The organism is Priestia endophytica (assembly GCF_026790145.1).
Taxonomy (GTDB): domain Bacteria; phylum Bacillota; class Bacilli; order Bacillales; family Bacillaceae_H; genus Bacillus_I; species Bacillus_I endophytica_A.
Map to the genome: position 1 here is coordinate 122973 of NZ_JALAMS010000018.1, position 25920 is coordinate 148892.

At 36.3% G+C, this 25920-nt stretch carries 23 protein-coding genes and 1 pseudogene; 16 read left to right on the plus strand and 8 right to left on the minus strand.

From position 1 onward, the window contains the following. Positions 1–6: 6 nt before the first annotated feature. Positions 7–1398: an amino acid permease gene (locus MOC86_RS14425; protein WP_268584782.1), complete on the minus strand. Its 1392-nt coding sequence runs from the start codon at positions 1396–1398 to the stop codon at positions 7–9. A 603-nt stretch (positions 1399–2001) separates the two neighbouring features. Here MOC86_RS14425 and pruA point away from each other — a divergent pair. From pruA to MOC86_RS14440, 3 genes are all read left to right on the plus strand, one after another. Then, complete coding sequence (gene pruA, locus MOC86_RS14430) at positions 2002–3564, plus strand: L-glutamate gamma-semialdehyde dehydrogenase (RefSeq protein ID WP_268584783.1); 1563 nt, start codon at positions 2002–2004, stop codon at positions 3562–3564. Positions 3565–3637: 73 nt separating this feature from the next. Further along, complete coding sequence (locus MOC86_RS14435; RefSeq protein ID WP_268584784.1) at positions 3638–4552, plus strand: proline dehydrogenase; 915 nt, start codon at positions 3638–3640, stop codon at positions 4550–4552. 371 nt (positions 4553–4923) lie between these two features. Then, positions 4924–6603: a sigma 54-interacting transcriptional regulator gene (locus MOC86_RS14440; RefSeq protein WP_268584785.1), complete on the plus strand. Its 1680-nt coding sequence runs from the start codon at positions 4924–4926 to the stop codon at positions 6601–6603. Positions 6604–6989: 386 nt separating this feature from the next. Here MOC86_RS14440 and MOC86_RS14445 read toward each other — a convergent pair whose 3' ends face one another. The 4 genes from MOC86_RS14445 to MOC86_RS14460 form a co-directional block, all read right to left on the minus strand. Continuing rightward, complete coding sequence (locus MOC86_RS14445) at positions 6990–7247, minus strand: hypothetical protein (protein WP_268584786.1); 258 nt, start codon at positions 7245–7247, stop codon at positions 6990–6992. Positions 7248–7280: 33 nt separating this feature from the next. After that, on the minus strand, positions 7281–7964 hold the full coding sequence (locus MOC86_RS14450; protein WP_268584787.1) for a YIP1 family protein: 684 nt from the start codon (positions 7962–7964) through the stop codon (positions 7281–7283). A gap of 437 nt (positions 7965–8401) precedes the next feature. Beyond that, positions 8402–8848, minus strand: coding sequence for a putative sulfate exporter family transporter (locus tag MOC86_RS14455; protein ID WP_268584788.1), 447 nt, complete (start codon positions 8846–8848; stop codon positions 8402–8404). A 6-nt stretch (positions 8849–8854) separates the two neighbouring features. Further along, positions 8855–9121, minus strand: coding sequence for a putative sulfate exporter family transporter (locus MOC86_RS14460; RefSeq protein ID WP_326847732.1), 267 nt, complete (start codon positions 9119–9121; stop codon positions 8855–8857). Positions 9122–9165: 44 nt separating this feature from the next. Between MOC86_RS14460 and MOC86_RS14465 the strand changes: the two genes are divergently transcribed. The 8 genes from MOC86_RS14465 to MOC86_RS14500 all read left to right on the plus strand — a co-directional run bounded on the left by MOC86_RS14465 (position 9166) and on the right by MOC86_RS14500 (position 17160). Then, positions 9166–10044: a LysR family transcriptional regulator gene (locus MOC86_RS14465; RefSeq protein ID WP_268584789.1), complete on the plus strand. Its 879-nt coding sequence runs from the start codon at positions 9166–9168 to the stop codon at positions 10042–10044. 393 nt (positions 10045–10437) lie between these two features. Continuing rightward, positions 10438–11763: an LLM class flavin-dependent oxidoreductase gene (locus MOC86_RS14470; RefSeq protein ID WP_268584790.1), complete on the plus strand. Its 1326-nt coding sequence runs from the start codon at positions 10438–10440 to the stop codon at positions 11761–11763. Positions 11764–11788: 25 nt separating this feature from the next. Next, on the plus strand, positions 11789–12286 hold the full coding sequence (locus MOC86_RS14475) for a GNAT family N-acetyltransferase (protein ID WP_243511545.1): 498 nt from the start codon (positions 11789–11791) through the stop codon (positions 12284–12286). Between the two features lie 58 nt (positions 12287–12344). Then, complete coding sequence (locus MOC86_RS14480; protein WP_268584791.1) at positions 12345–13016, plus strand: amino acid ABC transporter permease; 672 nt, start codon at positions 12345–12347, stop codon at positions 13014–13016. 12 nt (positions 13017–13028) lie between these two features. Then, positions 13029–13766 (plus strand): amino acid ABC transporter ATP-binding protein, encoded by a 738-nt coding sequence (locus MOC86_RS14485; RefSeq protein ID WP_268584792.1) that lies wholly within the window; start codon positions 13029–13031, stop codon positions 13764–13766. Between the two features lie 15 nt (positions 13767–13781). Further along, positions 13782–14948 carry a M20 peptidase aminoacylase family protein gene (locus MOC86_RS14490; RefSeq protein WP_268584793.1) on the plus strand — a complete coding sequence of 389 codons (1167 nt, stop codon included), beginning with the start codon at positions 13782–13784 and terminating at the stop codon, positions 14946–14948. Next, positions 14939–16282 (plus strand): MmgE/PrpD family protein, encoded by a 1344-nt coding sequence (locus MOC86_RS14495; RefSeq protein WP_268584794.1) that lies wholly within the window; start codon positions 14939–14941, stop codon positions 16280–16282. Before MOC86_RS14490 ends, MOC86_RS14495 begins: the two co-directional genes overlap by 10 nt. Before the next feature lie 80 nt (positions 16283–16362). Continuing rightward, entirely contained in the window at positions 16363–17160 is a 798-nt protein-coding gene (locus MOC86_RS14500; RefSeq protein WP_268584795.1) for a transporter substrate-binding domain-containing protein, read from the plus strand. Positions 17161–17201: 41 nt separating this feature from the next. On the opposite strand, the gene MOC86_RS14505 is transcribed toward MOC86_RS14500, so the two are convergent. Then, a complete protein-coding gene (locus tag MOC86_RS14505) occupies positions 17202–18254 on the minus strand; it encodes a sulfotransferase (RefSeq protein WP_268584796.1) in 1053 nt (350 codons plus the stop codon). 334 nt (positions 18255–18588) lie between these two features. Between MOC86_RS14505 and map the strand changes: the two genes are divergently transcribed. Together map and MOC86_RS14515 are read left to right on the plus strand one after the other, a co-directional pair. Next, positions 18589–19338: a type I methionyl aminopeptidase gene (gene map / locus MOC86_RS14510; RefSeq protein WP_019395355.1), complete on the plus strand. Its 750-nt coding sequence runs from the start codon at positions 18589–18591 to the stop codon at positions 19336–19338. 64 nt (positions 19339–19402) lie between these two features. After that, positions 19403–20027 (plus strand): annotated as a pseudogene (locus MOC86_RS14515) (pyridoxamine 5'-phosphate oxidase family protein). Positions 20028–20068: 41 nt separating this feature from the next. Here MOC86_RS14515 and MOC86_RS14520 read toward each other — a convergent pair. Further along, positions 20069–21367, minus strand: a complete 1299-nt coding sequence (locus tag MOC86_RS14520) for an MFS transporter (RefSeq protein ID WP_268584797.1) — start codon at positions 21365–21367, stop codon at positions 20069–20071. Between the two features lie 551 nt (positions 21368–21918). Here MOC86_RS14520 and helD point away from each other — a divergent pair. Beyond that, on the plus strand, positions 21919–24234 hold the full coding sequence (helD, locus tag MOC86_RS14525) for an RNA polymerase recycling motor HelD (RefSeq protein WP_268584798.1): 2316 nt from the start codon (positions 21919–21921) through the stop codon (positions 24232–24234). A 52-nt stretch (positions 24235–24286) separates the two neighbouring features. Here helD and MOC86_RS14530 read toward each other — a convergent pair whose 3' ends face one another. After that, the gene (locus MOC86_RS14530; protein WP_268584799.1) at positions 24287–24715 is read right to left on the minus strand and encodes a cell wall hydrolase; all 429 of its coding nucleotides are present in this window, start codon (positions 24713–24715) and stop codon (positions 24287–24289) included. A 322-nt stretch (positions 24716–25037) separates the two neighbouring features. On the opposite strand from MOC86_RS14530, the gene cspD reads away from it, so the two are divergent. Continuing rightward, positions 25038–25238: a cold-shock protein CspD gene (gene cspD / locus MOC86_RS14535; RefSeq protein ID WP_019395360.1), complete on the plus strand. Its 201-nt coding sequence runs from the start codon at positions 25038–25040 to the stop codon at positions 25236–25238. A 309-nt stretch (positions 25239–25547) separates the two neighbouring features. Next, the gene (locus tag MOC86_RS14540) at positions 25548–25919 is read left to right on the plus strand and encodes a hypothetical protein (protein ID WP_268584800.1); all 372 of its coding nucleotides are present in this window, start codon (positions 25548–25550) and stop codon (positions 25917–25919) included. Position 25920 lies beyond the last annotated feature (1 nt).

Consider the following 25920-nt stretch of genomic DNA (forward strand, 5'->3'; position numbering starts at 1 on the left):
TTTTTATTATGAAATTTCTTCTTTTGTAGACGTTGCAACGTTTGGTACATCTTTCTTTTTAATTAAGAAATAAGAGCCTACAACACATAAAGCAATCAATGTTGTGAGATAAAACTGTGAGCGAAGTGAATCAATGAATGCCATTGCAAAGAAAATGCTAGCCATTGCGGCGATTGTAATATACGTTAAGTAAGGGAAAAACCACATTTTAATTTTAAGCGCTTCAGGATTTGTTTTCTCATACATACGGCGCAGTCTTAACTGTGAAAAGGCAATAACAAGATAAACAAGTAGCGCAACTCCACCAGAAGCATTCACTAAGAACAAAAAGATTTTATCTGGTGAAAGATAGTTAAAACCAACGCTAATGTAGGAAACAATTGTACAACCTATAATAGCATTAAATGGAATTCCTTTTTTGTTCACTTTCAAGAACATGCGAGGTGCATCACCTTTTTGAGCCATTGAAAACAGCATGCGTGAGCTTGTATAGAGACCTGAATTCAAGCAGGAAAGGACAGCTGTTAATACAATAAAGTTCATAATTTGGGCTGCTCCTGGAACGTTTACCATTTCTAAAATAGAAACGAATGGGCTCTTAAGCAGAGTTGGAGAGTCCCAAGGTAGAATTGTAACAAGAATCATCATTGATCCAAGGTAGAAAATGAGGATACGGTAGATAACCGTTCTTGTAGCAATTGTGATTGCTTTTTCCGGATCTGCTGATTCTCCAGCTGCTGTTGCCACAATCTCAGTTCCCATGAACGAGAACATTACAAGTGCAACACCTAAAAAAACAGAGCTTATTCCATTTGGAAGAAAGCCGCCTCGGTCTACAAGGTTTGTTGTTCCTGGTGATTCAACGCCTGGGATAAGACCTAAAATGATTGCTCCACCAAGAATTAAAAATAAAGCAAGACTAACTACTTTTATAAGAGAAAACCAGTACTCAAATTCTCCAAATGACTTAACGGAGTACACGTTTGTAAGGGTTAATAAGAAAGTAAGAATGAGACTCATAGTCCAAGAAGGAATGCCTGGAAACCAATATTGAATAATATTTGAGCCTGCAATAGCTTCAACAGCAATAACGATTACCCAGAAAAACCAATAAAGCCAGCCAATCGTGTATCCTGCCCAAGGACCTAAAGCTTGTCTTGCATAAGTAGCAAAAGAACCGCTGGACGGATTAGCTGTAGACATTTCACCAAGCATTCTCATGATGAGAATAACGAATAAACCTGCAAAAGCGTAAGAGAAGATAGAGCCTGGTCCTGTTTGACCGATAAGAGTTCCACTTCCTATAAAAAGCCCAGCTCCGATTATTCCTCCTAAGGAGATCATTGTAATATGACGAATTTTTAATTCTTTTTTTAGTTGCGGTTGTTCCGTATTCATTATGTAGTTCCTCCTTTGCGACAGCGAAAATAGAAAACGCTTTCAAAGTCGTAGATTTGTTAGGAAACGAGCTATATTCCTCCTTTACTAAAAAAATAAATAAAAATAGTGTTCATGTAAAATTCTTAATTGTATGATAATTTAAATTATACAATATTGTCTACTGTTTTTAGCAAATTAAAGTATTTTTTATACAGTTTCACTTGTAGATGCTCTTAAGTATATATAAGAAATAAGAAAAAGTATAATATATTGTTCGACTTTCTAACACGAAATTTTACATTTTTAGATTTAAAAGGCATTTTTTTCATGGAGATGTCTTTTTTCTATAGAAAAGAATGTTAGAAAAAGGGAGAAGTTGTTGTAAAAGTAATTAAACACTTTTGTTCAAAAATAAAAAGTTGAACATTTTTGTTAAAAAAGTGTATACAAACGAAAACGAATATGTTTATAATAAAGCATAGAAAATTTAATAAATTATAAAAAGTCAGATAACTAAGGTGGAGATAGATTCCAAAAGATATTTTTAAAGAGATGGCTTTACACGTAATTTGTTATGAAAGTGGTTTTACAAAATTGACTGTTTAAAAGGAGAGAATAAAAATGACAACAAATACAGAAATCAAAGCGTACAAACATGAGCCATTTACAGATTTTACGGTAGAGGAAAATAAGGCACAATTTCAAGAAGCTTTAAAACTTGTTCAATCATCTCTTGGAAAAGATTATCCACTTGTTATTGGTAAGGAAGAAATTGAAACAGAAGACAAAATCATTTCTGTTAATCCAGCAAATAAGAGTGAAGTCATTGGTCGTGTTTCAAAAGCAGATCAAAAGCTAGCGGAAAAAGCAATGGAGGTAGCACTAGAAACTTTTAAAACATGGAAAAAAGTTGATCCTGCAGAACGTGCAGAAGTGCTGTTTAAAGCCGCTTCTATCATTCGTAACCGCAAGCATGAATTTTCAGCTTATTTAGTGAAAGAAGCAGGTAAACCATGGAAAGAAGCTGACGCTGATACAGCTGAGGCAATTGATTTCCTAGAGTTTTACGCCCGTCAAATGCTGAAGCTAAAAGACGGTGTTCCTGTTGAAAGCCGTGAAGGGGAGAAAAACACATTTGGCTATGTACCATTAGGAGTTGGAATCGTTATTTCTCCATTCAACTTCCCATTTGCAATTATGGCTGGAACAGCAGCTGCTGCGGTTGTAACAGGGAATACAGTGCTTCTTAAACCTGCAAACAACACTCCTGTTATTGCAGCGAAGTTCATTGAAGTAATGAAAGAAGCAGGCCTTCCGGATGGTGTTCTAAACTATATTCCTGGAAGTGGCGCAGAGCTAGGTGACTATCTTGTAGATCATCCAAAAACTCGCTTCGTATCTTTCACAGGATCTCGTGAAGTTGGTTGCCGTATTTACGAGCGCGCTGCGAAAGTACATCCTGGCCAAATTTGGCTAAAACGCGTTATCGCTGAAATGGGTGGAAAAGATACTGTTGTTGTTGACCGTGATGCAGATCTAGATTTAGCCGCTTCTTCTATTGTTTACTCAGCGTTTGGCTTCTCTGGACAAAAGTGTTCAGCTGGATCTCGTGCAGTTGTACACCAAGATGTGTATGATGAAGTATTAGAAAAAGCAGTTGAGTTAACAAAAACATTAACATTAGGAAATCCAGAAGACGTAAATACGTATATGGGTCCTGTTATTGATCAAGCTTCATTTGATAAGATTTCAAAATATATTGAAATTGGAAAAGAAGAAGGAAGATTAATGATTGGTGGTAAAGGAGACGATTCAGAAGGCTACTTTATTGAACCAACAATCTTCGCAGACGTAGATGAAAAAGCGCGTCTTATGCAAGAAGAAATCTTTGGCCCTGTTGTTGCATTCTCAAAAGCACGTGACTTTGATCATATGATGGAGATTGCAAATAACACAGATTATGGTTTAACAGGAGCTCTTTTATCAAATACAGAAAGCCATATTGAACGTGCGAAAGAGGAATTCCATGTTGGGAACCTTTACTTTAACAGAGGTTGTACAGGAGCGATTGTTGGTTACCATCCATTTGGCGGTTTCAATATGTCTGGTACCGATTCAAAAGCAGGTGGCCCTGATTATTTAATTCTTCACCTACAAGCTAAAACAACGAGCGTAACTCTTTAATTAAGAAGAAGGAGAGCATTTTGCTCTCCCTTATTAAAAAAGTGTAAGGAACATAGAGAGGGGAGAGAATCATATGTTAGCAAATGTATCGAAAAATGTGTTTCTTCACGCTTCACAAAATAGAGTGCTAAATAAAGCAGCTAAAAAATGGGGACTTCGATTCGGTGCTGGGCAAGTTGTTGCTGGAGATACAATCGAAGGGGCGATGAAAAAAGTCCGTGAACTTAATGAAAAAGGGTTAGTTTGCACACTGGATCATTTAGGCGAATTCGTCTCAAGTAGAGAAGAGGCAACAGAATCCACTCAATATAACGTACGAACATTAGAGGCAATGGCCGCTAATGGGGTAGACTGTAACTTATCTGTTAAAATGACGCAGCTTGGACTAGACATTGACCGAAGCTTTTGTTTAGATAATATGCGTCGCATTTTGGACACAGCGAAACAGTATAATAACTTTGTGCGAATTGATATGGAAGACTATGCTCATTGTCAAATGACACTTGATATTTTACGAGAACTGCGAGAAACATATGATAATGTTGGGACTGTTATTCAATCATATCTGTTCAGAGCAGAGCAGGATGTAAAAGATTTAAAAGGAGTTCCGTTACGCCTTGTAAAAGGAGCGTATCAAGAATCTCCAACAGTTGCTTTTCAAAACAAAGAAGATGTTGATAAAAACTATGTGCGTATTATTGAGGAACATCTATTAAGTGGGAGCTATACAGCTATTGCTTCTCACGACCATAATATTATTGATAAAGTGAAAGAGATGGTCGAAAAGTATAACATTCCTCGTACACAATTTGAATTTCAAATGTTATATGGATTCCGTTCAGAGCTTCAGCTAAGTCTAGCTAAAGAAGGATATAAAGTGCGCGTTTATGTTCCTTTTGGAAAAGACTGGTTTGGCTACTTTATGCGTCGTCTAGCAGAAAGACCACAAAATGTGGCATTTGCTCTTAAAGGATTCTTCTCAAAATAAACAAAATAAGGGTGTCATTTTTCGATAGAATTGCCTACATTAAAACAACAGCGAAAAAACACCCTTCTAAATCATATACCTTTTCCTTCTATTATATAGTCATCATTTATAACCTTCATTTTCTCCCGAAAAATTCTTGTTCCATTCGTATTACTTCAATACATTCACTTTTCTCATTAGAGAGATTGGTTCCTTTCGTAATTATTTGTTATGCTAAAATTACAAAACTTTCTTCATTTCTTATGTAATGTTAGAATTATTAAAATAAGCGAGTTCTCTACATTGTAAGAGAAAAACGCTCAAAACAAGAGTAAGCATAGCATCACATATATATATATTAGGTGAAAAATATAGAATGAAAGGAATCTCATATGCTCGAATTTGAACAAAATGATCTTCACACGTCTTTCTTTATTACTTCTTTAAATCAAAACATTTCTGAGATAAAAAATAAACTAGCAGAATATTCGTTCGTTGTTGTTGAAGGAGAGAAGTACTATGTTATCTCTCGCAATGAACGCCATTTCCTTCCGGGTGATGATATATTAGTAAAACAATGGATTGTACAGACAGACTGGCCATCATCTCCTATTTATGTAGAAGAAGAACTTTCATTAAGCGATCAAGACTGGAATCGCCCTGTTCTTGTTTCAAACAGGGAAGGAAAAATAAAAGGCATCATAACCGCAACTTCTTGGATTAAAACATTAGAACGAAGAAACGAGAATTTAGAAAATGCTTTTTTTACGCTTGCTGAAACAATTAATGATGCTGTGACAGCTGTTGATCGAGATGGAAACGTTGTTTGTTGGAATACAGCCGCTGAAAATACATATAAGATTAGACGAGAAGATATTATTGGCCAGAAGATAGGTGAGCATTTTCAGTCTGATTCTATCGTCTTGCATCGAATTTTAAATGAAGGACGTCCTGTTCGAGGAACCTACCATAGGCCGAACAGCGATAATCATGTCCTCATTAATGCGTCCCCAATTACAAGCCAGAATCAGATTATCGGTGGTATTGCAACAGAGCAGGATATCACGCAGATGGTTCGGTTAAATGAAGAGCTAGATTCTTCGCTTCCGCTCTTAATTCAGAAGCCTAAACCTTTTTCGTCCATTGTTGGCACAAATTCAGATCTTCATCAAGCGCTAAAAGTAGCTCAAAAAGTAGCATATGCAGAAATTCCTGTTCTTTTAACAGGGGAATCTGGATCTGGAAAAGAGATGCTTGCTCAAGCTATTCATTATGGTGGTTCAAAACGTACAGGACCTTTTATAACCTTAAATTGTTCAGTTGTTCCTCCAAACTTTCTAGAGTTTGAGCTTTTTGGATATCAAGAAAGAACATTTACTGAAGATGAACAGGTTACTCAAGAAGGGAAGATTCAACAGGCATCTAATGGAACGCTTTTTATTGAAGAACTTGATAAAATGCCGCTCGATGTTCAGCAAAAGTTCTTAAATTATTTGGATGATCAAGCTTTTTATCGTGTAGGGGAGAATGAACCTGTGACCCTTTCAGAAAATACGCGTGTTATTGCATCAACATCCCAAAACTTAGAAGAAATGATGCAAAATGGAGAGTTTAACGAAAGTCTTTATTATCATTTAACAGTTATGAATATTTATATTCCACCGCTTCGTGAACGCAAGGAAGATATTCAAGAACTTGTCGGGCAGTTTATGCAAGAATTTAGTACAAAATATAAGAAAAAAGCACCTGAAATTTCCAAAGAAGTCATGGAAGTGCTGCATACTTACAGCTGGCCTGGAAACGTCCAAGAACTTAGAAACGTTATCGAGCGATTTATCTTACTCTGTGACGGAGATCATGTTAGTGTTAGTTACCTTCCACATAACATGAGAGAAGGTTTTTCTTTGTCAGAAGAGGAACAGGAAGTAGAGGAAAATGAAGCGAAAAATGAAGCTGTTCTAATTGAGGAAGCACTTAAGAAAACGTATGGCAATAAAAGTGCAGCAGCGAACTTATTAGGGATATCGCGAGGAACATTATATAATAAGTTAAAAGAATATGGACTAAACTAGCGATATTAAAAAGAAAAGCGACATCACGTCGCTTTTTCTTTTTTGTATGATGAAGTTATATAGTGAGTTGGATAATGTAAAAAATAATGAAGAATGCAACAATGAAGATAATCGGTAAAATAATAAGGACAAAGAAAGCTACCCATTTGCTGACTTTTTTGATTTCGCTGATATTTATCAACCAGTTAAGTAAATTTCATAAAGCTAAAACCGACCCTAGCATCGTAGAAATAAAGATTAAAAGTGCATCTGTTGGAGTGCCGTAGTAAAATATGTATTCAGCTGGATAGAAATAAAGGACACCTGTCAAGGAAACAACAATGATTGCCACTAAATTGGAGGGAATAAAAGGGAAGAATCTAATTAACAATGCTTGTACATGTTCCTTATACGTTGCACTTTGACCACCTAGCCGTTTTATGAAAAAAGCTGCCAACGAAAGTGTAAATAAGTCCTACAACAAGACCAAGCCCAAATACAAAGAGAAAAGCTTCTCCTAAAGAAGTATAATCGAAGTCTCTTAAAAATAGAGAGCTTAACCCGCCATTGAATAAAAGGAGAGTCATTACTGGGATGCTGAGCTTTGTTTTATAATGGTGAAAAGCTGTGCGCTGTTTGAAAAAAATGCGCAGATAGTTTCGCATATGTACTTTCTCCTAATGTTTTATCTTAGTTTTTTAAGAGAAGAAAGGAATTACAGCAATTGAAAGGATGAATATAGCAACCATCAAGATGATCCATAAGCCAATTGCCATCACAATAATTCCAAGAAGTCCCTTCCATGCTGACATTTCTTCCGCTTTTCCAATTGAGATACTCCATACAACAAGTGACCATATACTTGTTACGATATTTAAAATTAGCCATATAACTATCAGGATTTTTGAAAAAGTAAAATCTTGTTCTACATAAACTTGTTCTGGATTTTGGAGGAAATTAACGGTAGATAATATTGCTACTATAAGCAATATAATATTAGTTGGTAAATAAGTTAGCATGCCGAATAAATAAGCTTTGCGATGGGCTTGTAGCATATGTACTTTTCCACCTATCAACTTCGAGACTGTCTTAGTGAAAAAGCCTACGATATATGAAGCGATAAAAGCAATAAGAGTACCAATTAAAAACAGGAGAAGAAAGCACAGTGGAATGATAAAGAAGCTACTCTCAGAAATATCACCAAGCTTCATATATCCATAAAGAACAAAACCGAGTCCGAGAGTTAAAATAACTCCATAAAAACCAACAATCGTAAAACCTGCATTTAGTAATAAAAAAAACATAGCCCATTTACTTCTAATTTCTTTATTTTGTTCCCAAAAAGCTGCAGGGCGAAAAAAAAGATGCCAGTAGTTTTTCATCATATTCCTCCTTTAAAAAATTCAAAATGTTATCTTAAATAGAAAAAAATGAAAAAAGACAACAGAGACAATCGTAGCAAAGGAAGAAACTCTTTCACAAGAGACCTTTGTCATATTTATACAATTAAGGATAGTGATTGCATGAAATATGATAAAGGTATTATGATCTGTTAATAAGGAATTAAATATATAAAAAAGCTCTTTTGCTCTCTGGAGAACAAAAGAATCATGACGAAAGATTTAAAGTGATGAATATCAATATTAGTTAATAAGAACTATGTGATATTCCTAAAAACAATCTTTTTGCTCTCTTTTCGTGCATTGTTTATAGGTATAAAAGGCATTGTGAGGATAGAAAAAGCGTCAAGAAAAGAAGGATCGTATACGATCCTTCTTTTCTATCCTACATGCTTTAAATTTGATCTATAAAATTCAGATTAATGAGTCCAAAAAACGATGAAAAACCCAGAAACAGCTAAAACTAAAGAACCGAACAAACAGGCAAAGAAAGCACTCTTCCCGTTTTTTATGAGGGTTTCTATTCTGACCTGTAACCCAAGAACTCCCATAGCTATGGAAATGAGCAAGTAAGCAATTGCTTGCAAATAGGATTTTGTTTCTTCTGTAAAAAGCCCCAACGTATTGAGAATACTCATGATAAGAAATCTAATGATAAACCAAGGAAAAGTAATAGTCGTACAGTGGGGTGTTTCTTTGTTCTTATTAAAAAATAAACCTACTATAAAGGCAATTGGTACAAGCATGAGGACTCGAGAAAGTTTAGCGATAAGAGCTGCTTCAACAACTTCTTGACCAAAAGGAGTGGAAGTTGCTATAACATGAGCAATTTCGTGAAGTGTATAAAATTGTGAAAAATGTGCCAAGCAGTGCTATAACTGCAATGCTTGTTGCTGTGTTTTTATCTTGAGCAATCTCTTGTTGGAGAAAGAGATTCCGGTATTTAGAGAAATGGGAACAGAAATAAGCGTTTTCAACAGCATACCAATCATAATGGCGATAACGAGCCGTCCCATAACAGATAGATATGGAAGTTTCGCTAACAAATAGAAGAATGCTGTAATGATAGCCGTAACAAATACTCCTTCTTTAGCTATTATTAACTTTACGTAAATAAAAAGGATAAGTAAAATACATATAAATGATAGTAATAATTAATTTTTTTAATAATAGGAGGGAAGTTATGTATTATGATGCTTTGAAAACATTTGTTAATGTAGTCGAGGAAAGGAATTTTACAAAAGCAGCCGAGAAACTACGGATTTCTCAACCTAGCGTAAGTTTACATATTAAAAATCTTGAAGAAGAGTTTCAGACAACGCTTCTCAAAAGAACATCTAAAATGGTTACGGTAACTCCTACGGGAGAAATGCTTTATGAAAGAGCAAAACAAATTCTTCATTTATATAAACAAGCAAAACAAGAAATTTATGAACATCATCATTTTGTTCAAGGAAAATTAACGATCGGGGCAAGCTTTACAATTGGTGAGTATGTGGTGCCAAAGTTACTCAGTGAATTTCATCAGCTATATCCACATGTAGAAATTGAAGTACTTATTGATAATACAGCGCAAATTGCTGAACATGTGCGACTTTTTCAAGCTGACATTGGTCTTATTGAAGGACGAGTCAATCATACTGAACTTCAGATTTCACCATTTTTAGAAGACGAGCTTTCTATTATTGTAGAGGAAAACAGTTTGTTTCTGACTCAAAAAAATCTCTCTTTGTCAGATTTGCAAAATCAAACATGGATTACGCGAGAAGAGGGGTCAGGCACAAGAGAGTATTTAAAACATGTGCTTGATTCTAACGGTTTAAAAGCACGTGCATTTATTACAATGAGCAGTAACCAAGCAATTAAAGAAGCAGTGTTGAATGGAATGGGAATGTCCATGTTATCTACATATGCTCTTAAAAAGGAGGAAAGTATAGCGATTCTTCCTGTGAAAGAAGCGGTTTTTAAACGCAAATTTTCTTATATAGAAAGTCCTGTTGTAGATGAAAACCAAAATAAGGCTCTTTTTCTAACATTATTAAAGAAACTAACGAAAAAATAAAATGATTATTATATTTGTCGAAATTCCTCGAAAAAATAGTGTTAAAGCGTTGAACCCGACTAACATTATCGGTATAATCAATCATTAAGCGACATTTTCAAGAAACAAGAGACTTTTGCAGTGATTTTGTTTGACAGATGAGGGTTTGTCATATAAATTATAGGAAGAACTTAAAGTTGATAAAACATATTAGAATACTTGGTTTTTAAACCTTTATACTATAAAGGTTTAAAAAAGACTAAATATCTCGAATTCAATATGATTAGTTGTTCATTTTCTACATAACCTAAGGGAGTATATGAAATATAAGGTGAAAAATTGAACATATAAGGGCCTTTAACTTCTGTTTATAAAGGGATTAAACTAAATTTTTTATAGGAGGAAATCGTTGTTATGAGTAACAAAAAAGAAATAAAAGTTGGCCTGTTTCTGGCTGGTACTGGTCATCATATCGCATCTTGGAGACATCCGAAAGCAATTGAGGATGGAGCAATGAATCTCCCTTATCTAATTGATTTAGCTCAGACAGCTGAAAAAGGGAAATTAGACATGATCTTTTTAGCGGATAGCTTATCTGTTAACAAAAATTCTCATCCAAATATTATTACACGCTTTGAACCGCTTACCCTTTTAACAGCTGTAGCAGGGGCAACAAAGCATATTGGCTTAGCTGCAACAGCTTCTACAACGTATAGCGAACCTTTTCACATTGCAAGACAGTTCGCTTCTTTAGATCATTTAAGCAGTGGACGTGCTGGATGGAATGTTGTAACGTCCTCTATCCCTCAAACAGGTCTAAACTTTAGTAAAACCGAGCACCTTGAACATGACAAGCGCTATGAGCGTGCAGAAGAATTTGTGGAAATTGTAAAAGGTCTTTGGGATTCATGGGAAGAATCGGCCTTTATTCGTAATAAAGAAGACGGCGAATTCATTAATGAAGATAAAATGCACGAGCTTGGACATAAAGGTGAATTTTTCTCTGTTCAAGGTCCTTTAAATATTGCCCGTGCTCCTCAAGGTTATCCAGTTATTATTCAAGCAGGTTCATCGCCGGCAGGACAGGCTCTTGCAGCGCAAATTGCTGAAGTGATTTTTACAGCACAAAGCAATATCGAAGACGCTAAAAAATTCTACAAGGGAATTAAAGAGCAAGTGCGTTCTTTTGGTAGAAATCCTGATGAAGTTCTTGTTATGCCTGGGATTTTTCCGATTATTGGTGATACGGAAGAAGAAGCACACGCCAAATATCAAGAACTTCAAGATCTAATTCCTGTTGAGCTTGGCTTAAGCATTTTATCCAATTACTTAGGTGGTATTGATTTAACTCAATATCCACTCCAAAGTCGTTTTTCTGACTTGAATATTGAAAAAGTAGACGGAGTCCAAAGTCGCTATGAGCTTATTAAGAAAATGGCTGAAAAAGATGATCTTACATTAGAACAATTATATAAGTCTGTAGCAGGTTCACGTGGACATCATATCTTTATTGGTACACCAGAACAACTTGCAGATAAAATGGAAGAATGGGTTGAAGGAGAAGCTTGTGATGGTTTTAACCTCATGCCGCCACTTCTTCCTGAAGGCTTAGAAACCTTTGTTGAAAAAGTCGTTCCGATTCTTCAAGAGAGAGGCGTATATCGAAAAGAGTACGAAGGGAAAACACTTCGTGATCATCTTGGGTTAAAAGAACCTAAAAATCGCTATGCTTCTAATTGATTTTAAAAGATGCTGAGGTGACAAAATGAGAAACTATCGACTAGCAACTGAAGAAGATGCAGAGAAGCTTTTAGACTTAACACTTCGAGCATATGAGCCAATTCGAGAGCTAGGAATTAACTTTGCGGCAGCAACAGCAGACCTTGCATTCGTGAAGAAAAACGTTCGAAATAATATGTGTTATGTGTTAGAAGAGGATGGAAACATTATTGCAACAGCTTCACTTAGGATGCCTTGGGGTCCTCAGCCAGGACCCTTTGAATATCCGCATATTTGGTGGTTTGCAGTAGATCCAAGCTATGGTAAAAAAGGCATTGGAAGCTTAATGATGGAATGGTTAGAAAATACGGTACTAAGTGAAACCTTAAAATGTCCAGCAGTTTCTTTAGGAACGGCTGACAAACATCCTTGGCTTATTGAAATGTATGAGCGCAAAGGATATGAAAAGGCAGGGTCACAGGACTTAGGAAAAGGACATATTACCGTATATTTAGTTAAGAAGCTTCGTGAAGATTTTCAGTAAATCTTTCATAGAGGATAAAAATAAAAAAATTATTTAGAGAAGCAAGGTGGTGTGGAATATGAATTTTGATTTTAATTATTTCGTTAACGTTTTTCCGGACGTTATCCCGTATATTCCGGTTACATTGTTAATGGCCGTAGTTGCGATGATTGTTGCGATTATCGTAGGACTTGTACTCGCTCTTATTACAAAGAGTAAAATCCCTGTTTTGCATCAGTTAGCAGGCTTATATATATCATTCTTTAGAGCGGTACCAACGCTTGTGCAACTTTTCTTAATTTATTATGGACTTCCACAGATTTTTCCGGGACTTCAGGCAATGCAAGCTCTAACAGCTGCCATTATTGGTCTAAGTGTGAAGAACTCCGCATATTTAGCTGAAATCTTCCGTGCAGGATTAGATTCTGTTGATAAAGGGCAGCTTGAGGCATGTACATCTGTTGGAATGACAAAGTTCCAAGCATATCGAAGAGTGATTTTACCACAAGCAGCCAGAAATGCAATTCCTGCAACAGGAAATACGTTTATTGGATTGTTAAAAGAAACGTCTCTTGCATTTACGCTAGGGCTAACAGAACTTTTTGCACAAGGTAAAATTTTAGCATCTGCATCTGCTCGTTACCTTGAAACATATTTAGCAATTGCTATTTTATACTGGTTATTAACAATTATTTATAGCATTATTCAATCTATAATCGAAAAAATCATTGGGAAACCGTACCGAAACTAGGAGGTGTAACAATTGATCGTTGTAAAAGATTTGGTGAAAAAATTCAAAGATTTAACAGTTCTAGATGGAATAAGTCTAGAAGTTGAGCGAGGGGAAGTTGTTGCAATTATCGGTCCTTCTGGTTCTGGTAAATCAACATTTCTCCGCTGCTTGAACTTGCTTGAGACTCCTAATAAGGGAGAAATTCAAATTGGGGATGTTAAGCTAAATGCAGAGAGATATAGTCGCAAAGAAGCGCATGCTTTAACAAGGCAAACAGCGATGGTTTTTCAGCATTACAATCTTTTTAAAAACAAAACAGTGCTTCAAAATGTAACAGAGGCACTTATTGTAACGAAAAAAATGAAACCAAAAGAAGCGAATGAGATTGGAATGAATCTTTTAGAGCAAGTTGATCTTGCTCATAAAGCAGACAGCTACCCTATCACGCTTTCTGGTGGACAGCAACAGCGAATTGGAATAGCAAGAGCACTTGCTATTGATCCCTATGCTCTTTTGTTTGATGAACCTACATCAGCACTTGACCCTGAACTTGTATCTGGAGTGCTTGCGGTTATTAAAGAAATCGCAGAAAGACAAACAACAATGCTAATTGTAACTCATGAAATGGACTTTGCGCGTGAAGTAGCAGACAAGGTTATTTTTATGGCGGATGGCCATATTGTCGAGCAAGGAACACCAGAGGAAATCTTTGACTTCCCAAAACATGAACGTACAAAAAAATTCTTACAGCAAGTTGGTAGTCAATAAACAAAAAGGAAAGGAATGAAGAACGTGACTTCATCTCAAAAAGGAAATGAAAAGCTTTTAGAAAAGCTTACAAACATGCGTCGTGAACTTCATGAATATCCTGAGCTTTCTATGATGGAAATTGAGACAACAAAACGAATTCGTCGCTGGTTAGAAGAAGGCGATATTGATATTCTTCCTTTTGAAAACCTTGAAGTTGGGGTTATCGCAGAAATTAAAGGTGCAAAGCCAGGACCAACGATTGCGATTCGCGCAGACATTGATGCATTACCTATAAAAGAAGAAACAAACCTTCCATTCTCATCTAAAGTAGATGGAGTAATGCATGCTTGCGGCCATGATTTTCATACAGCTTCAATTATCGGAACAGCTCTTCTCCTAAAAGAAAAGAGAGATCAACTACAAGGGACTGTGCGTTTTATTTTTCAACCAGCAGAAGAAATAGCTGCTGGTGCCAAGAAAGTCATTGAAGCAGGAGCGCTTGAAGGAGTGGAAGCTATCTTTGGTATGCATAACAAACCAGATCTTCCAGTTGGAACAGTAGGCATACGCGAAGGGTCCTTAATGGCAAGTGTTGATCGCTTTGAAATTGACGTCATTGGTGTTGGCGGACATGCTGGTATCCCGAATAGCAGTATTGATTCGATTGTGACAGCAAGCTCTATTGTGACAAGTTTGCAATCTGTTGTAAGCCGAAACGTAAGCTCGTTGCAAAATGCGGTTGTAAGTATTTGCAATATTCATGGAGGAAGTTCATGGAACGTTCTCCCTGATAAAGTGAAGCTTGAAGGAACTGTAAGAACATTCCAAGACGATGCGCGGGCGAAAATCCCAGAGTTTATGAAGCGAACAGTTGAAGGAGTTGCAGCAGGATATGGAGCAAAAGCTGAATTTCGTTGGTACCCATATTTACCTTCTGTTCAGAATGATGCTCGCTTTGCTGAAGTTGCAAAAGAGGCAGCGATTGAATTAGGGTATGAAGCAGTGGAAGCAGAAAAAAGCCCAGGTGGAGAAGACTTCGCTGTATATCAAACGAAAATTCCAGGTTTCTTTGTATGGATGGGTACAAATGGTACCCAAGAATGGCACCATCCAGCCTTTACATTAGAAGAAGGTGCGCTTGAAGTTGCCTCTTCCTATTTTGCCAATTTAGCGTTGAAAGTGCTAGAAACATGGAAATAACAAAAAAACTATCCGAGCTTGTATATTCTTCACACCCGCTTAAAGATAAAAGAGCGCTAGAAATGGCGAAGCTTGGGGTAATTGACTATCTTGCTTCAAGCTTTGCAGCCCGAGATGACGAAGGCGTTCAAAAGTTATTAAAAATCATTGAAGAAGAGGGCGGTTATCAGAACGTCCCCATTATTGGCCAGAACAAAAAAGCAAACTTTTTGCAAAGTGCTTTAATAAATGGTTTTCTCGGTCATGCGCTTGATTACGACGATGTTCATTCAGATGTAAGAGGGCACCCAAGCACTGTTATCTTACCAGCGCTTTTCTCTCTTTCCTCTTATGAAAATGTAAGTGGGGAACGTTTCTTGAGTGCTTATGTGATAGGTGTAGAAGTTATGGCGAGATTAGGACAAGCTATTGGCAGTGATCACTATATTAAAGGGTGGCATAATACAGCAACGCTTGGAACAATTGCGGCAAGTATAGCATGTGGATATTTAAAAAATGTTTCCATAGAAACACTTCAAAAAATGATCGGCTTTGCAGCAACGCAGACTGGGGGAATGAGGGCTCAGTTTGGAACAGAAACAAAGCCCCTTCATGCAGGGTTTGCAGCACGTAACGCTTTGCAAGCTTTAAAACTTGCAGAAATCAATTTTGGAGGAACAAAAAGCGTATTAGATGGCGATAACGGTTTCTTCGCTCTCTATGGAGAAGATCCTGCTCCATCAGCTCTTCTCTTCTCACGTTGGGGCGAAGAGTGGAAAATTTATTCACCAGGTCTTTGGTTTAAGATTTATCCGTTTTGTTCTGCTGCTCATCATGCAGCAGATGCTGCTGTTAAGCTTTCACATAAAAATGAATTTCGTGTAGAAGATGTGACAAACGTTAAAATTTCTTTTCCGAAAGGAGGAGATGCTGCACTTGTAGAACAAAATCCACAAACTGGTGAACAAGGTCGCTTTAGTGTTGAGTACGTTGTGGCACTTGCTTTACATAAAAAAGCACTTGGACTAGAAAATTTTAAAAATAAACGCATTGATTCTAGCATCAATGCTTTTTTACCTCTTATTGAGAGAGTGTACAGAGAGGACATAGTGCCTTCGCCAACTGCAGTTCCAAAAGGTCGCTTTACGATTGTTGAAGTTGAAGCAAACGGTGCTACTTTCACAGAACGTGTTGATCTTCCTAAAGGAGCCCCTGGAAATGGATTATCTTTTGAAGAACTACACAAGAAGATGTCCAGTGCTTTGCAAGATGAACCAAAAACGGTGAAAATAGTGAATGAAATTCAACAGCTTGAGAGAAGCCAAACAATGGGGAAGCTTCTTGACATATTATAAAAAGAAAAAAAGAGCACATAGTATGAAGAGATCAAAAAAATTTAAAAGGGTATTTTAGGTGAAAGAAGGGAGTTCATTAAATGAAAAAGTTATTAACGCTTGTTACTGTAGTTCTCTTATCTGTTGCACTTGCTGCATGCGGAAATTCTTCAGATGAGAAAAGTAAAGGTTCAGATGAAAAAGTAATTAAAGTTGGAGCAACAGGTCAAAGTTTTCCAAACGCATATCAAGAAGATGGCAAGCTTGTTGGTTATGATGTAGAGGTAATGAACACAATTGCTAAAAATCTTGGATACAAAGTAGAATGGACAACAACAGATTTTAGTGGTCTAATGGGACAGCTGAACTCAGGTCGAATTGATACTGTTGCAAATGCGGTAGCAGTAACAGCTGAACGTGAAAAAATGTATAAATTTACTGATCCATACTCTTATATCGGAACACAGATTGTTACAAGCAAAGATAATAAGAACGTAAATCAAATTGAAGATTTAAAAGGAAAAACAGTTGCTGGTGTTTTAGGTTCTAACCATGTTGAAAAGCTTCAAGAGTATAATACGAAAAATAAAATGAACCTTAACATCAAAACGTATGAAACACGTGAAGGGGCAATGAACGATGTTGAATTAGGCCGTATTGACGGATATGTAAATTCAGGTTCTGTTCTTTCAGCTGAAATTAATAAACATGATTTCAAAGCAAAGCTTGTTGGAAAGCCAATTGATGAGGATGCAACTGCATTTCCTTTCCAAAAAGATAACGATGAGTTAAGAGAAAAAGTAAACAAAGAGCTCCAAAAACTTAAAGAAGATGGCACATTAGAAAAACTTTCTCAAAAATATTTTGGTACCAACACTGTTGAAAGTCAAACAAAATAAAAAGAGAACTCTTACACAACATGTGTAGGAGTTCTTTTTATTTACGTATAGTTGAGTTTTTTTAACGCTGGTTCACAAATATTTTGTAGTTCTTTTTTCTTTTCTTCTGATAGAGTTGGCCATGTATCAGGCTTGGCGCGGAATGTTAGTGCTGCTTTTTCGACCCAAATATCGTCTGTTTTCTCATCCCAGCCGTTATTTATAAATGTAATAAGTTGTTTTAAGTTGTCTTTAGGATTTTTTACAAGTTTTTCGTAGCACAGGTGATGCACTTGGTGGGAAGGGAGCTTAGCAAGTGTTTCCTCTGTGTGAAGAACAGCAGAAGCGAGCTCAGCACCGAACGTTTGAAAAGGAATCTCAAATTCATTTAATTTTTCAACACTAAACTGATCTGGATGAAGCCATGAAAGGTCCCCGAAATCCTCAGGTCGGGTGTTATGATCTGACGGCTTTAAGCCTGTTTTTTCATAAGCTTGTTTAAATGCCATGCCAAGCTTAAATCCTTGAAAACGATTAAATGCCATAATATTTTCTCTGACGTCTCGATACAGAAAAACAAACTTTGCATCTGGAAACATTTTAAGAAGTCGATCTACAAAGAGAATGGATAAACCAGAGCGTTCAACCCAAACCTCTTTTTGAAATTTGTTTAAAAGCCAAGAAAATAACCGGTTATATTGATTTGAAAGATGATCTTTAGGAAAATGCTTAACAACGGTATCCATTTCCTCAAAAAGAGAATCAGGATCATTTGTAATATGTGGCAATGGCATTGACATAATCCCAGGTATGCCTGTTTTTTCGTTGAATTTTGACGTTTCGGTTATGTTGTACAGAAATTCTTTGAATGAAACACCTTTCTTCATATAGAAAGGAATAAGGCTCGGTGCTTTTTCGGATAAAAAGGCCCAAAATTCTTTTCCATCCCATACCTTATCTGAAAGTCCAATCCACTTATCTTCTTGACTTCCATGAAAATGAAGCGACATAAAAAATTCTGATAAGCTTAAAAGGTGGGGATGCATGTTAATACAATTAGAAAGAGCTGTTGACCCACTTCTTCCAGCTGAAATAATGAACGTTTTCTCACTCATGCTCTCCATCTCCTTTGTTATTTAGAGTTCAATTGAAGAAATTTTCATATTTGCTTTTATATGTATATTTTAACAACTTTACTTAATTCACTTCAATTTTGAACTGTATTAAAAAAGAACAAAATAAATGGTTGCGGTCTCTTTTTCTAACTCATACTATAAAAGACCAAAAAAGCACAGAAAAACAAAATCTCAAAATATAAGGCTTCACGTATTATGTTTCTGTAAAGCATATGTTAATATAGTAAAGATGTATCTTTGCGTACGGACGAATGAAGTAAGGCAATGCTACAAAAGAAATGTGAATTTAATTCATGAGTTAGGAGTTATGAGAATGATTACTTTAAAATCAGCAAGAGAAATCAACTTAATGCATGAAGCGGGAAAGCTGTTGGCTTCTTGTCATAAAGAAATTGCAAAAATGATCAAACCGGGCGTAACAACGTTAGAAATTGAACGTTTTGTTGAAGGGTTCTTAAAAAAGCATGGTGCAACAGCTGAACAAAAAGGCTACAAAGGTTATAAATATGCAACATGCGCATCTATTAATGATGAGATTTGTCACGGTTTTCCACGAAAACAACCATTAAAAGATGGTGATATTGTTACAATTGATATGGTTGTAAACTTAAACGGAAGTCTAGCGGATTCTGCTTGGACATATGAAGTTGGAAATACAGATGAAAAAACAAAACATCTTTTAGAAGTTGCGAAAGAGTCTTTATATAAAGGAATTGAAGTAGCACAAGCAGGGAATCGTTTAGGTGATATTGGCCATGCTATTCAGTCTTATGCAGAGGGAGAAGGCTTTTCTGTTGTAAGAGATTTCACAGGTCATGGCATTGGGCCAACAATTCACGAACCACCTCACGTTGCTCACTACGGTCCAAAAGGAAAAGGTCCGCGCTTAAAAGAAGGCATGGTTATTACAATCGAGCCAATGATTAATGAAGGAACATGGCAAGCGAAAATGGACGATAATGGTTGGACAGCGCGAACTGTAGATGGCAAGCTATCTGCTCAATATGAACATACCATTGCTATTACAAAAGAAGGTCCTATCTTATTAACAAATCAAGATTAACAAAAAAGATCCTAATTTTTAGGGTCTTTTTTTGTTGAAATGAGGAAGTGAAGGGGGAGTGTTTGTGACGTTACTTTTTTCGCAAAAAGTTAAAACAGAAGGAGAGCTTTTAGCTCTTATTGGTGAACAAAATGAAATGGCTCGTAAGAAAGTGATTAATTGCATTGATCAACACTGTCGTGATTTTATTGCGCAGTCACCGTTTCTTATCTTATCTTCTTCAAATGGGAGTTGTTGTGACGCTTCTCCACGAGGTGATGCACCTGGGTTTGTTTCTGTTTTTAGATAACAACCATTTATTAATTCCTGAACGAAGAGGAAATAAACGAATGGATTCGCTTCGCAACATTTTAAAAAACCCTTACGTTGGCCTCCTGTTCCTTATCCCAGGAATGGGAGAAACGCTACGTGTAAACGGAAAAGCAACTTTAGTAAAAGATGAAGAATTACTTAAACAACTAGAGGTGGAAGGAAAAGTCCCGCTTATCGGTATTTTAGTTGAAGTTGAAGAATGTTTTATTCATTGTGCGAAAGCCTTTAAGAGATCTTTTCTTTGGGAACCTGAACATTGGCCTAAAAAATATCCATCAGCAGCTAAAATATTAGCACATCATGTTAAGCTTCCTAATACAACAGAAGAAAGCATTCAAAAAAGCCTTCAAGAAGGCTATGAAAAGCGACTGTATTAGCAAAAAAGCTTTGAGCTATTGAGCTCAAAGCTTTTTTATGTTCATTCTTTTTCGATGTAGGAGGTTTTAGAGGATTCACCCATTCGCCAGTAAACAAGAAAACTAATAGCGATACATCCTGCAACATAAAAGAAGAAAAGGGATTCAACTCCAACATTTTTTAATCCAAGTGCAATGAATTCTGCTGTTCCACCAAAGACGGCAACTGTGACCCCGTACGGAAAGCCAACTCCTAATGCACGGATTTCTGTTGGGAAAAGTTCCGCTTTTACAATGGCATTAATGGACGTGTAGCCTGTGACCATTATCAGTCCTCCCATCATAAGTAGAAAAGCTATGATAGGACTGTTTGTCTTTTGGAGAAGAAAGAAAAGCGGTACTGTTAAAATTGTTCCTGCGATTCCAAAAAACATAAGTAGAGGGCGACGTCCAATTTTGTCAGAGAGTGCTCCCGCGAGCGGCTGTAAAATCATGAAAACGAGAAGAGCAACAAAGTTAATAATACTAACAACATCTTTTTCTAATCCTGTTGTGTTGATCATGAATTTTTGTAAGTATGTTGTATACGTATAAAAAGCAACTGTCCCACCAAGCGTTAGTCCAACAACTGTTAAGACTGCTTTAGGATGTTTCATTAGTTGTTTTAACGTTCCTGCTTCTTTAGGATGTTTTGATTTCTCTTTTGTTTTAGTGAACTGTTCAGATTCGTCCATTGTCCGGCGGAGCCAAAGAACACTCAGTGCACCAATAGCACCAATAACGAACGGAATTCGCCATCCAAAAGCAAGCATATCGCTTTCAGAAAGCGTATTTTGAAGAATAATTTGCACGCCAAGTGCGGTCATTTGCCCACCAACAAGAGTTACATATTGAAAACTTGAATAGAAGCCACGGCGTCCGCTGCTTGCCATCTCAGAGAGATATGTGGCAGATGTTCCATACTCTCCTCCAAGTGAAAGCCCTTGAAGAAGACGAGCCAATACTAAAATAATAGGAGAAAATATTCCAATACTTTCATAGCTCGGTGTACACGCGATAATCAAAGATCCACTTGCCATAATTGTGATGGAAAGTGTTAATGCAGCTCGTCTCCCATACTTGTCTGCATAGCGTCCAAAAATTAAACTTCCAAGCGGACGCATAAGGAACCCAACAGCAAAAATAGCTGCTGTGTTTAAGAGTTGACTTGTCGAGCTACCTTGAGGGAAAAATTGAGAAGAAAAATAAATAGCAAAAGCTGAGTAAACATACCAGTCATACCATTCAATTAAGTTCCCGACAGAGCCTTTAAAAATATTGCTTGTGATACGTTTTGTTGACATATTTTCGGATGGATTCATTGCTACGCTCCTTTCTAAAATGATAATAACGACTTTTTAGAATTTTCGTTATTATTACACAACATTTTACCATTTAAGGGACTGTATCGGTATCTTTTTTTAAAAGTTGGGGAATTAAAAGGAGCCTAGAGTCTTTCTATAAGAGAATAGTTAAAAAGAGAGGAAGATATTAGAGATGCTTCAATATCAGGGGATGCTAGCAGCAATAGCAAAAGATTTGGTTACAAGATGTTGGCTTTGAGTTTGAACAAGTAATCGAGATTTTTAAGTTAAAGATGATAAAGTTTCTGTATTAGGGATTACATTAGGTGAAAGCGAGGAAATAATGTGAAGATTAAGAGGAAATAAGAAACTAATTCGCAAGTTTATTATTTAGTAGGAGAAAATCAAAATGGCAGAACAGCGCTGTTCTGCCATTTGCTTATTGTTAATATAGTCTAAATAGGTTATCATAGGTAAGGATATACCAAAATAAAAAAGATAAACTTATCCAAATTAATTATATAATAAGTTTATCTAAATGTCAAACTTTTTAAGGGCGTGAGAACAAAATGGAGAAAAGTGAAGAACGTAAATTTGAAGAAAAGAGAATAGAGAAAGTAAAAAAGGAAATTGAACGTCAGCTTAATACGATTACTTCTTATTCAGGAGATTTAAAAACAGATGTGGTCCATTTGCGCAAAACGTTTTGGGACGATGTAACAGTAAACATTGAGAATGATGAAGATGCTGTTGAAACGTTAGCAAGTATAAAGCAACAGGCTGAAATGCTTTCAGAGCGGGAGCGCACTCACGGTCAGTTACATAAAAGATTTAAAACTCTGTCAAGATTAAAAGATGCTCCGTATTTTGGTCGAATTGATTTTCGAGAAGATGGGGAGAAAGACAAAGATATTGTGTATCTTGGCATTTCTTCTTTAATGGATGAAAAGCAAGAAAATTTTCTTATTTATGATTGGAGAGCTCCTATTTCAAGTCTTTATTATGATTATTCACCAGGCTATGCTAAGTATGAAACAGTTGAGGGAAGTATTGAAGGCTCTATGTTGTTGAAACGACAATTCATTACAAAAAACGGTAGAATTACAAGTATGTTTGATACAGGAGTAACAATAGGGGACGAATTATTGAAAGAAGTACTTGGAAACAATGCTTCAACACATATGAAGACGATTGTAGCTACGATTCAAAAAGAGCAGAATGCGCTCATTCGAAATGAAAAAAGTCGCTATTTAATTGTTCAAGGTGCAGCGGGAAGCGGGAAAACATCAGCTGCTCTTCAACGTGTAGCTTATTTATTATATCGTCATCTTCATCATTTAACAGCTGAAAATCTTATGCTCTTTTCCCCAAATCCGCTTTTTAGCAGCTATGTTGGTACAGTGCTTCCAGAGCTTGGGGAAGATAATGTTAAACAAACAACATATCGGGAGTATGTTGAAAAAGAGATTGGCGGTCGTTTTAAAATAGAAAATCCATTCAAACAGCTTGAATATGTTTTATCATATGAGGAAACTGATTTTTATGAAGCAAAGTTAGCAGGTATTCAATATAAAGCAACGCTTTCTTTTCAAAAGCTTATTGATGCTTACATTGATCATCTTAAAGAACAAGATATGATTTTTAAACATATTCGTTTTCGCGGTAGAATGCTCATTCATGCTGTTAAAATAAAAGCTTACTTTTATTCTCTTGATTCCTCAATATCTATTCCAAATCGAATTAACCTTGTTGTCGAGTGGCTTTTAACAGAGCTTTCAAAGAAAGAAAGAGAAGAAAGGGAAGAAGAATGGGCACTAGAGGAAAGTGAACTTTTAGAAACAGAAGATTACGTGAATGTCTATGATCAGCTTCAAAGAGAAGCGGAGTTCTCAGAAAATACGTTTAATGATTTTGAACGAGAGCAAAAGAGACTTTCTCGAAAGATTGTTAAAAAGTATTTCAAACCGATAAGAGCGGCAGTGAAAAAATTAAAATTTATTGATGATGTTGCTCTTTATAAACAACTATTCAAAGTGAATGGTCTTCCTGTTCCAGATGAATGGGAGAAAATAAAAGCTTATACTTTAAAAAACTTGCGTAAAAAGCATCTTCCGTATGAAGATACAGCTCCGTATATATATTTCCTCGGAAAGCTTCAAGGCCAAAGGCGCAACCTTCTTGTTCAACATTTGTTCATTGATGAAGCACAAGACTACTCGCCATTTCAGCTTATGCTGTTTCAAAAGCTTTTTCCGCGCTGCCAAATGACGATTTTAGGAGATAAGAATCAGGCGATTTATGCTCATGCGATGAATGGAGAAACATTGCTGTCACCGACTCTTTATAATGAGGAAGAAAGAGAAGAAATGACGCTTTTAAAAAGCTATAGATCAACAAGAGAAATTGTGGAATTTACAAAGCCGTTAATCCAAGAAGGAGAGAAGATAGAACCTTTTAACAGAAGGGGACCAAAACCTGTTGTTAGCGAAGTTGACGATTCTTCTCATCATAGGAAGATTGCTGATTATGTGAAGGGGTTTATTGATAAGGGGCATAAAACCATCGCGATTATTTGTAAAACAGCTCGGGAAAGTCGCGAAGCTTATGAAAAATTAGAAAGTCTATTTCATGTTCAGCTTATGGATGAGGAAACCTATTCTTTTCAAAAAGGAACGATTATCTTACCTGTCTATTTAGCAAAAGGAATTGAATTTGATGCTGTGATTGTTTATGATGCATCTTCTCATAAGTACGAGAAAGAGTTTGAGAGAAATCTGTTTTATACGGCTTGTACAAGGGCAATGCACGAGCTTTGTATTTGCTCAAGAGGTCCTGCTAGCTCATTTATTCAACAAGCAAATCAAGAAACATATAGAGAAGAATAGTGAAGAAAACTAAAAAGCTCAAATACAGCAGCTTGAGCTTTTTAGTTTATTTTTAAAATGTACTATACACATTCGCACATGTTTCAGCTGTTGGCTGATAAAAGCAGTGAAGCTTAAAACGAGCAACAAGCGGCTGATCGTACCATGTTGCAGGACAATCTCCTTCAGGGCGGAAATACCAGAGGCTGTAACGAGCAGGCCATAGATATTCTCCACCGATAACGCGACGGGCTAATCGCCTTTCTTTTTCACGTGCTCTTTGATAAAAATAGCCATGTGTCACAGCTTCAAAAGCATGTGGCTGATAAATCATTTGAGGAATTGTCCGAATCCCTTTAAAATCAGAGCAGTTTGCACGAATTCGATTAATACCGACATTTCCAACGAGAATCATTCCTTGTTGTCCTTCACCTTCCGCTTCTGCTCTAAGCAAGCGGGCGAGAAGATCAATATGTGCATTTGTTGCTTTTACAACACCCATGTATTCACCTCCGTGATCTTGTTCATTCTATTTTATGTTTTTGAACGATTGTCTCATGAACTTTTAGGGAAACAGGCACAATTCTACAATTTTAAAAAAAGTTTGCGATATTTTTTGCTTTTTTTTGGTTAACGTGTTATAGTTTATCTAAACCATTTTACTTTTAATAATATAGAGATTTAAATAAGCTGTAACTGAAGAGGGGATAGCAAGGTTAAATCTCCAGATTCTGTTGCAGCTTTTTTAATTGACTATGATTATAAGTAGATGGTTATAATAGGATATTGTACATATAGGTACAGTTATTTAGGAGGATTTTTTCATGCAAAACGGTAAAGTAAAATGGTTTAACGCAGACAAAGGTTTTGGATTCATCGAAGTTGAAGGTGGAGACGATGTATTCGTACATTTCTCAGCTATCCAAGGCGAAGGTTTCAAAACTTTAGAAGAAGGTCAAGAAGTTACTTTCGACGTTGAAGAAGGCAACCGCGGACCTCAAGCTACTAACGTAGTTAAAGCATAATTTTATAAAATTATGGTTAAAAGCGAAGGAAATACGTTTCCTTCGCTTTTATTTATTATAGAGACATTTTTATTTTGATTCTCCGATATGAAAAACAGTATAATCTTACCCCCTTACCCGATAATACTTCTAATTTACTTCTTCAGAATAAAAGAACTCATTTTTAAAGCTTCACCTTATTGATATAGAACTGTTTTCTTCTAAGAGTCATTGTTACATGGAAGAGAAGTCTTGCAAAGTAACTCTAGCGCATTGCGAGGTTTCAAGTTAAATGTAATAGGGGAAACGCTTTAACAGAGGTGATAAGACATGTTAGAATTGCAAGATATAAAAAAATTGAGAGAAACTGTTCAAGAGAATTTTGCTTCGCTATCTACAACATATCATGAAGATTATGCTGGCGTTCCTATGATTAAAGCGGAAGTTGAAGAAGGGAAAATTCGCGGTGGTTTTGATGTATTAACAAAAAATCGGGAGTTATACGCAACGAGAACAGGATGGGATCTTTTTGAATATGAAGGGAAAACACATTCCTATGAGTATTCAGGAGAACAAATCACCAAATCATCTCATGCTCCCTTAACAGATGAAGAACTTTTGAATTTATATGTGCAGCGCATTTTCAACGAGAAAGAGCTCAAGCAGTTTGAGGAAAGCTATCATAAATATTGCGAAAAATAAG

Coding starts and splice junctions, on each gene's coding strand:
- MOC86_RS14440 (WP_268584785.1), top strand. CDS start 4,924: ATGCTCGAATTTGAACAAAATGATCTTCACACGTCTTTCTTTATTACT.
- MOC86_RS14520 (WP_268584797.1), bottom strand. CDS start 21,367: ATGAATCCATCCGAAAATATGTCAACAAAACGTATCACAAGCAATATT.
- map (WP_019395355.1), top strand. CDS start 18,589: ATGATTACTTTAAAATCAGCAAGAGAAATCAACTTAATGCATGAAGCG.
- MOC86_RS14505 (WP_268584796.1), bottom strand. CDS start 18,254: ATGAGTGAGAAAACGTTCATTATTTCAGCTGGAAGAAGTGGGTCAACA.
- MOC86_RS14530 (WP_268584799.1), bottom strand. CDS start 24,715: ATGGGTGTTGTAAAAGCAACAAATGCACATATTGATCTTCTCGCCCGC.
- MOC86_RS14445 (WP_268584786.1), bottom strand. CDS start 7,247: ATGCGAAACTATCTGCGCATTTTTTTCAAACAGCGCACAGCTTTTCAC.
- MOC86_RS14495 (WP_268584794.1), top strand. CDS start 14,939: ATGGAAATAACAAAAAAACTATCCGAGCTTGTATATTCTTCACACCCG.
- MOC86_RS14490 (WP_268584793.1), top strand. CDS start 13,782: ATGAAGAACGTGACTTCATCTCAAAAAGGAAATGAAAAGCTTTTAGAA.
- MOC86_RS14540 (WP_268584800.1), top strand. CDS start 25,548: ATGTTAGAATTGCAAGATATAAAAAAATTGAGAGAAACTGTTCAAGAG.
- helD (WP_268584798.1), top strand. CDS start 21,919: ATGGAGAAAAGTGAAGAACGTAAATTTGAAGAAAAGAGAATAGAGAAA.
- MOC86_RS14465 (WP_268584789.1), top strand. CDS start 9,166: ATGTATTATGATGCTTTGAAAACATTTGTTAATGTAGTCGAGGAAAGG.
- MOC86_RS14435 (WP_268584784.1), top strand. CDS start 3,638: ATGTTAGCAAATGTATCGAAAAATGTGTTTCTTCACGCTTCACAAAAT.
- pruA (WP_268584783.1), top strand. CDS start 2,002: ATGACAACAAATACAGAAATCAAAGCGTACAAACATGAGCCATTTACA.
- MOC86_RS14450 (WP_268584787.1), bottom strand. CDS start 7,964: ATGAAAAACTACTGGCATCTTTTTTTTCGCCCTGCAGCTTTTTGGGAA.
- MOC86_RS14475 (WP_243511545.1), top strand. CDS start 11,789: ATGAGAAACTATCGACTAGCAACTGAAGAAGATGCAGAGAAGCTTTTA.
- cspD (WP_019395360.1), top strand. CDS start 25,038: ATGCAAAACGGTAAAGTAAAATGGTTTAACGCAGACAAAGGTTTTGGA.
- MOC86_RS14425 (WP_268584782.1), bottom strand. CDS start 1,398: ATGAATACGGAACAACCGCAACTAAAAAAAGAATTAAAAATTCGTCAT.
- MOC86_RS14500 (WP_268584795.1), top strand. CDS start 16,363: ATGAAAAAGTTATTAACGCTTGTTACTGTAGTTCTCTTATCTGTTGCA.
- MOC86_RS14470 (WP_268584790.1), top strand. CDS start 10,438: ATGAGTAACAAAAAAGAAATAAAAGTTGGCCTGTTTCTGGCTGGTACT.
- MOC86_RS14480 (WP_268584791.1), top strand. CDS start 12,345: ATGAATTTTGATTTTAATTATTTCGTTAACGTTTTTCCGGACGTTATC.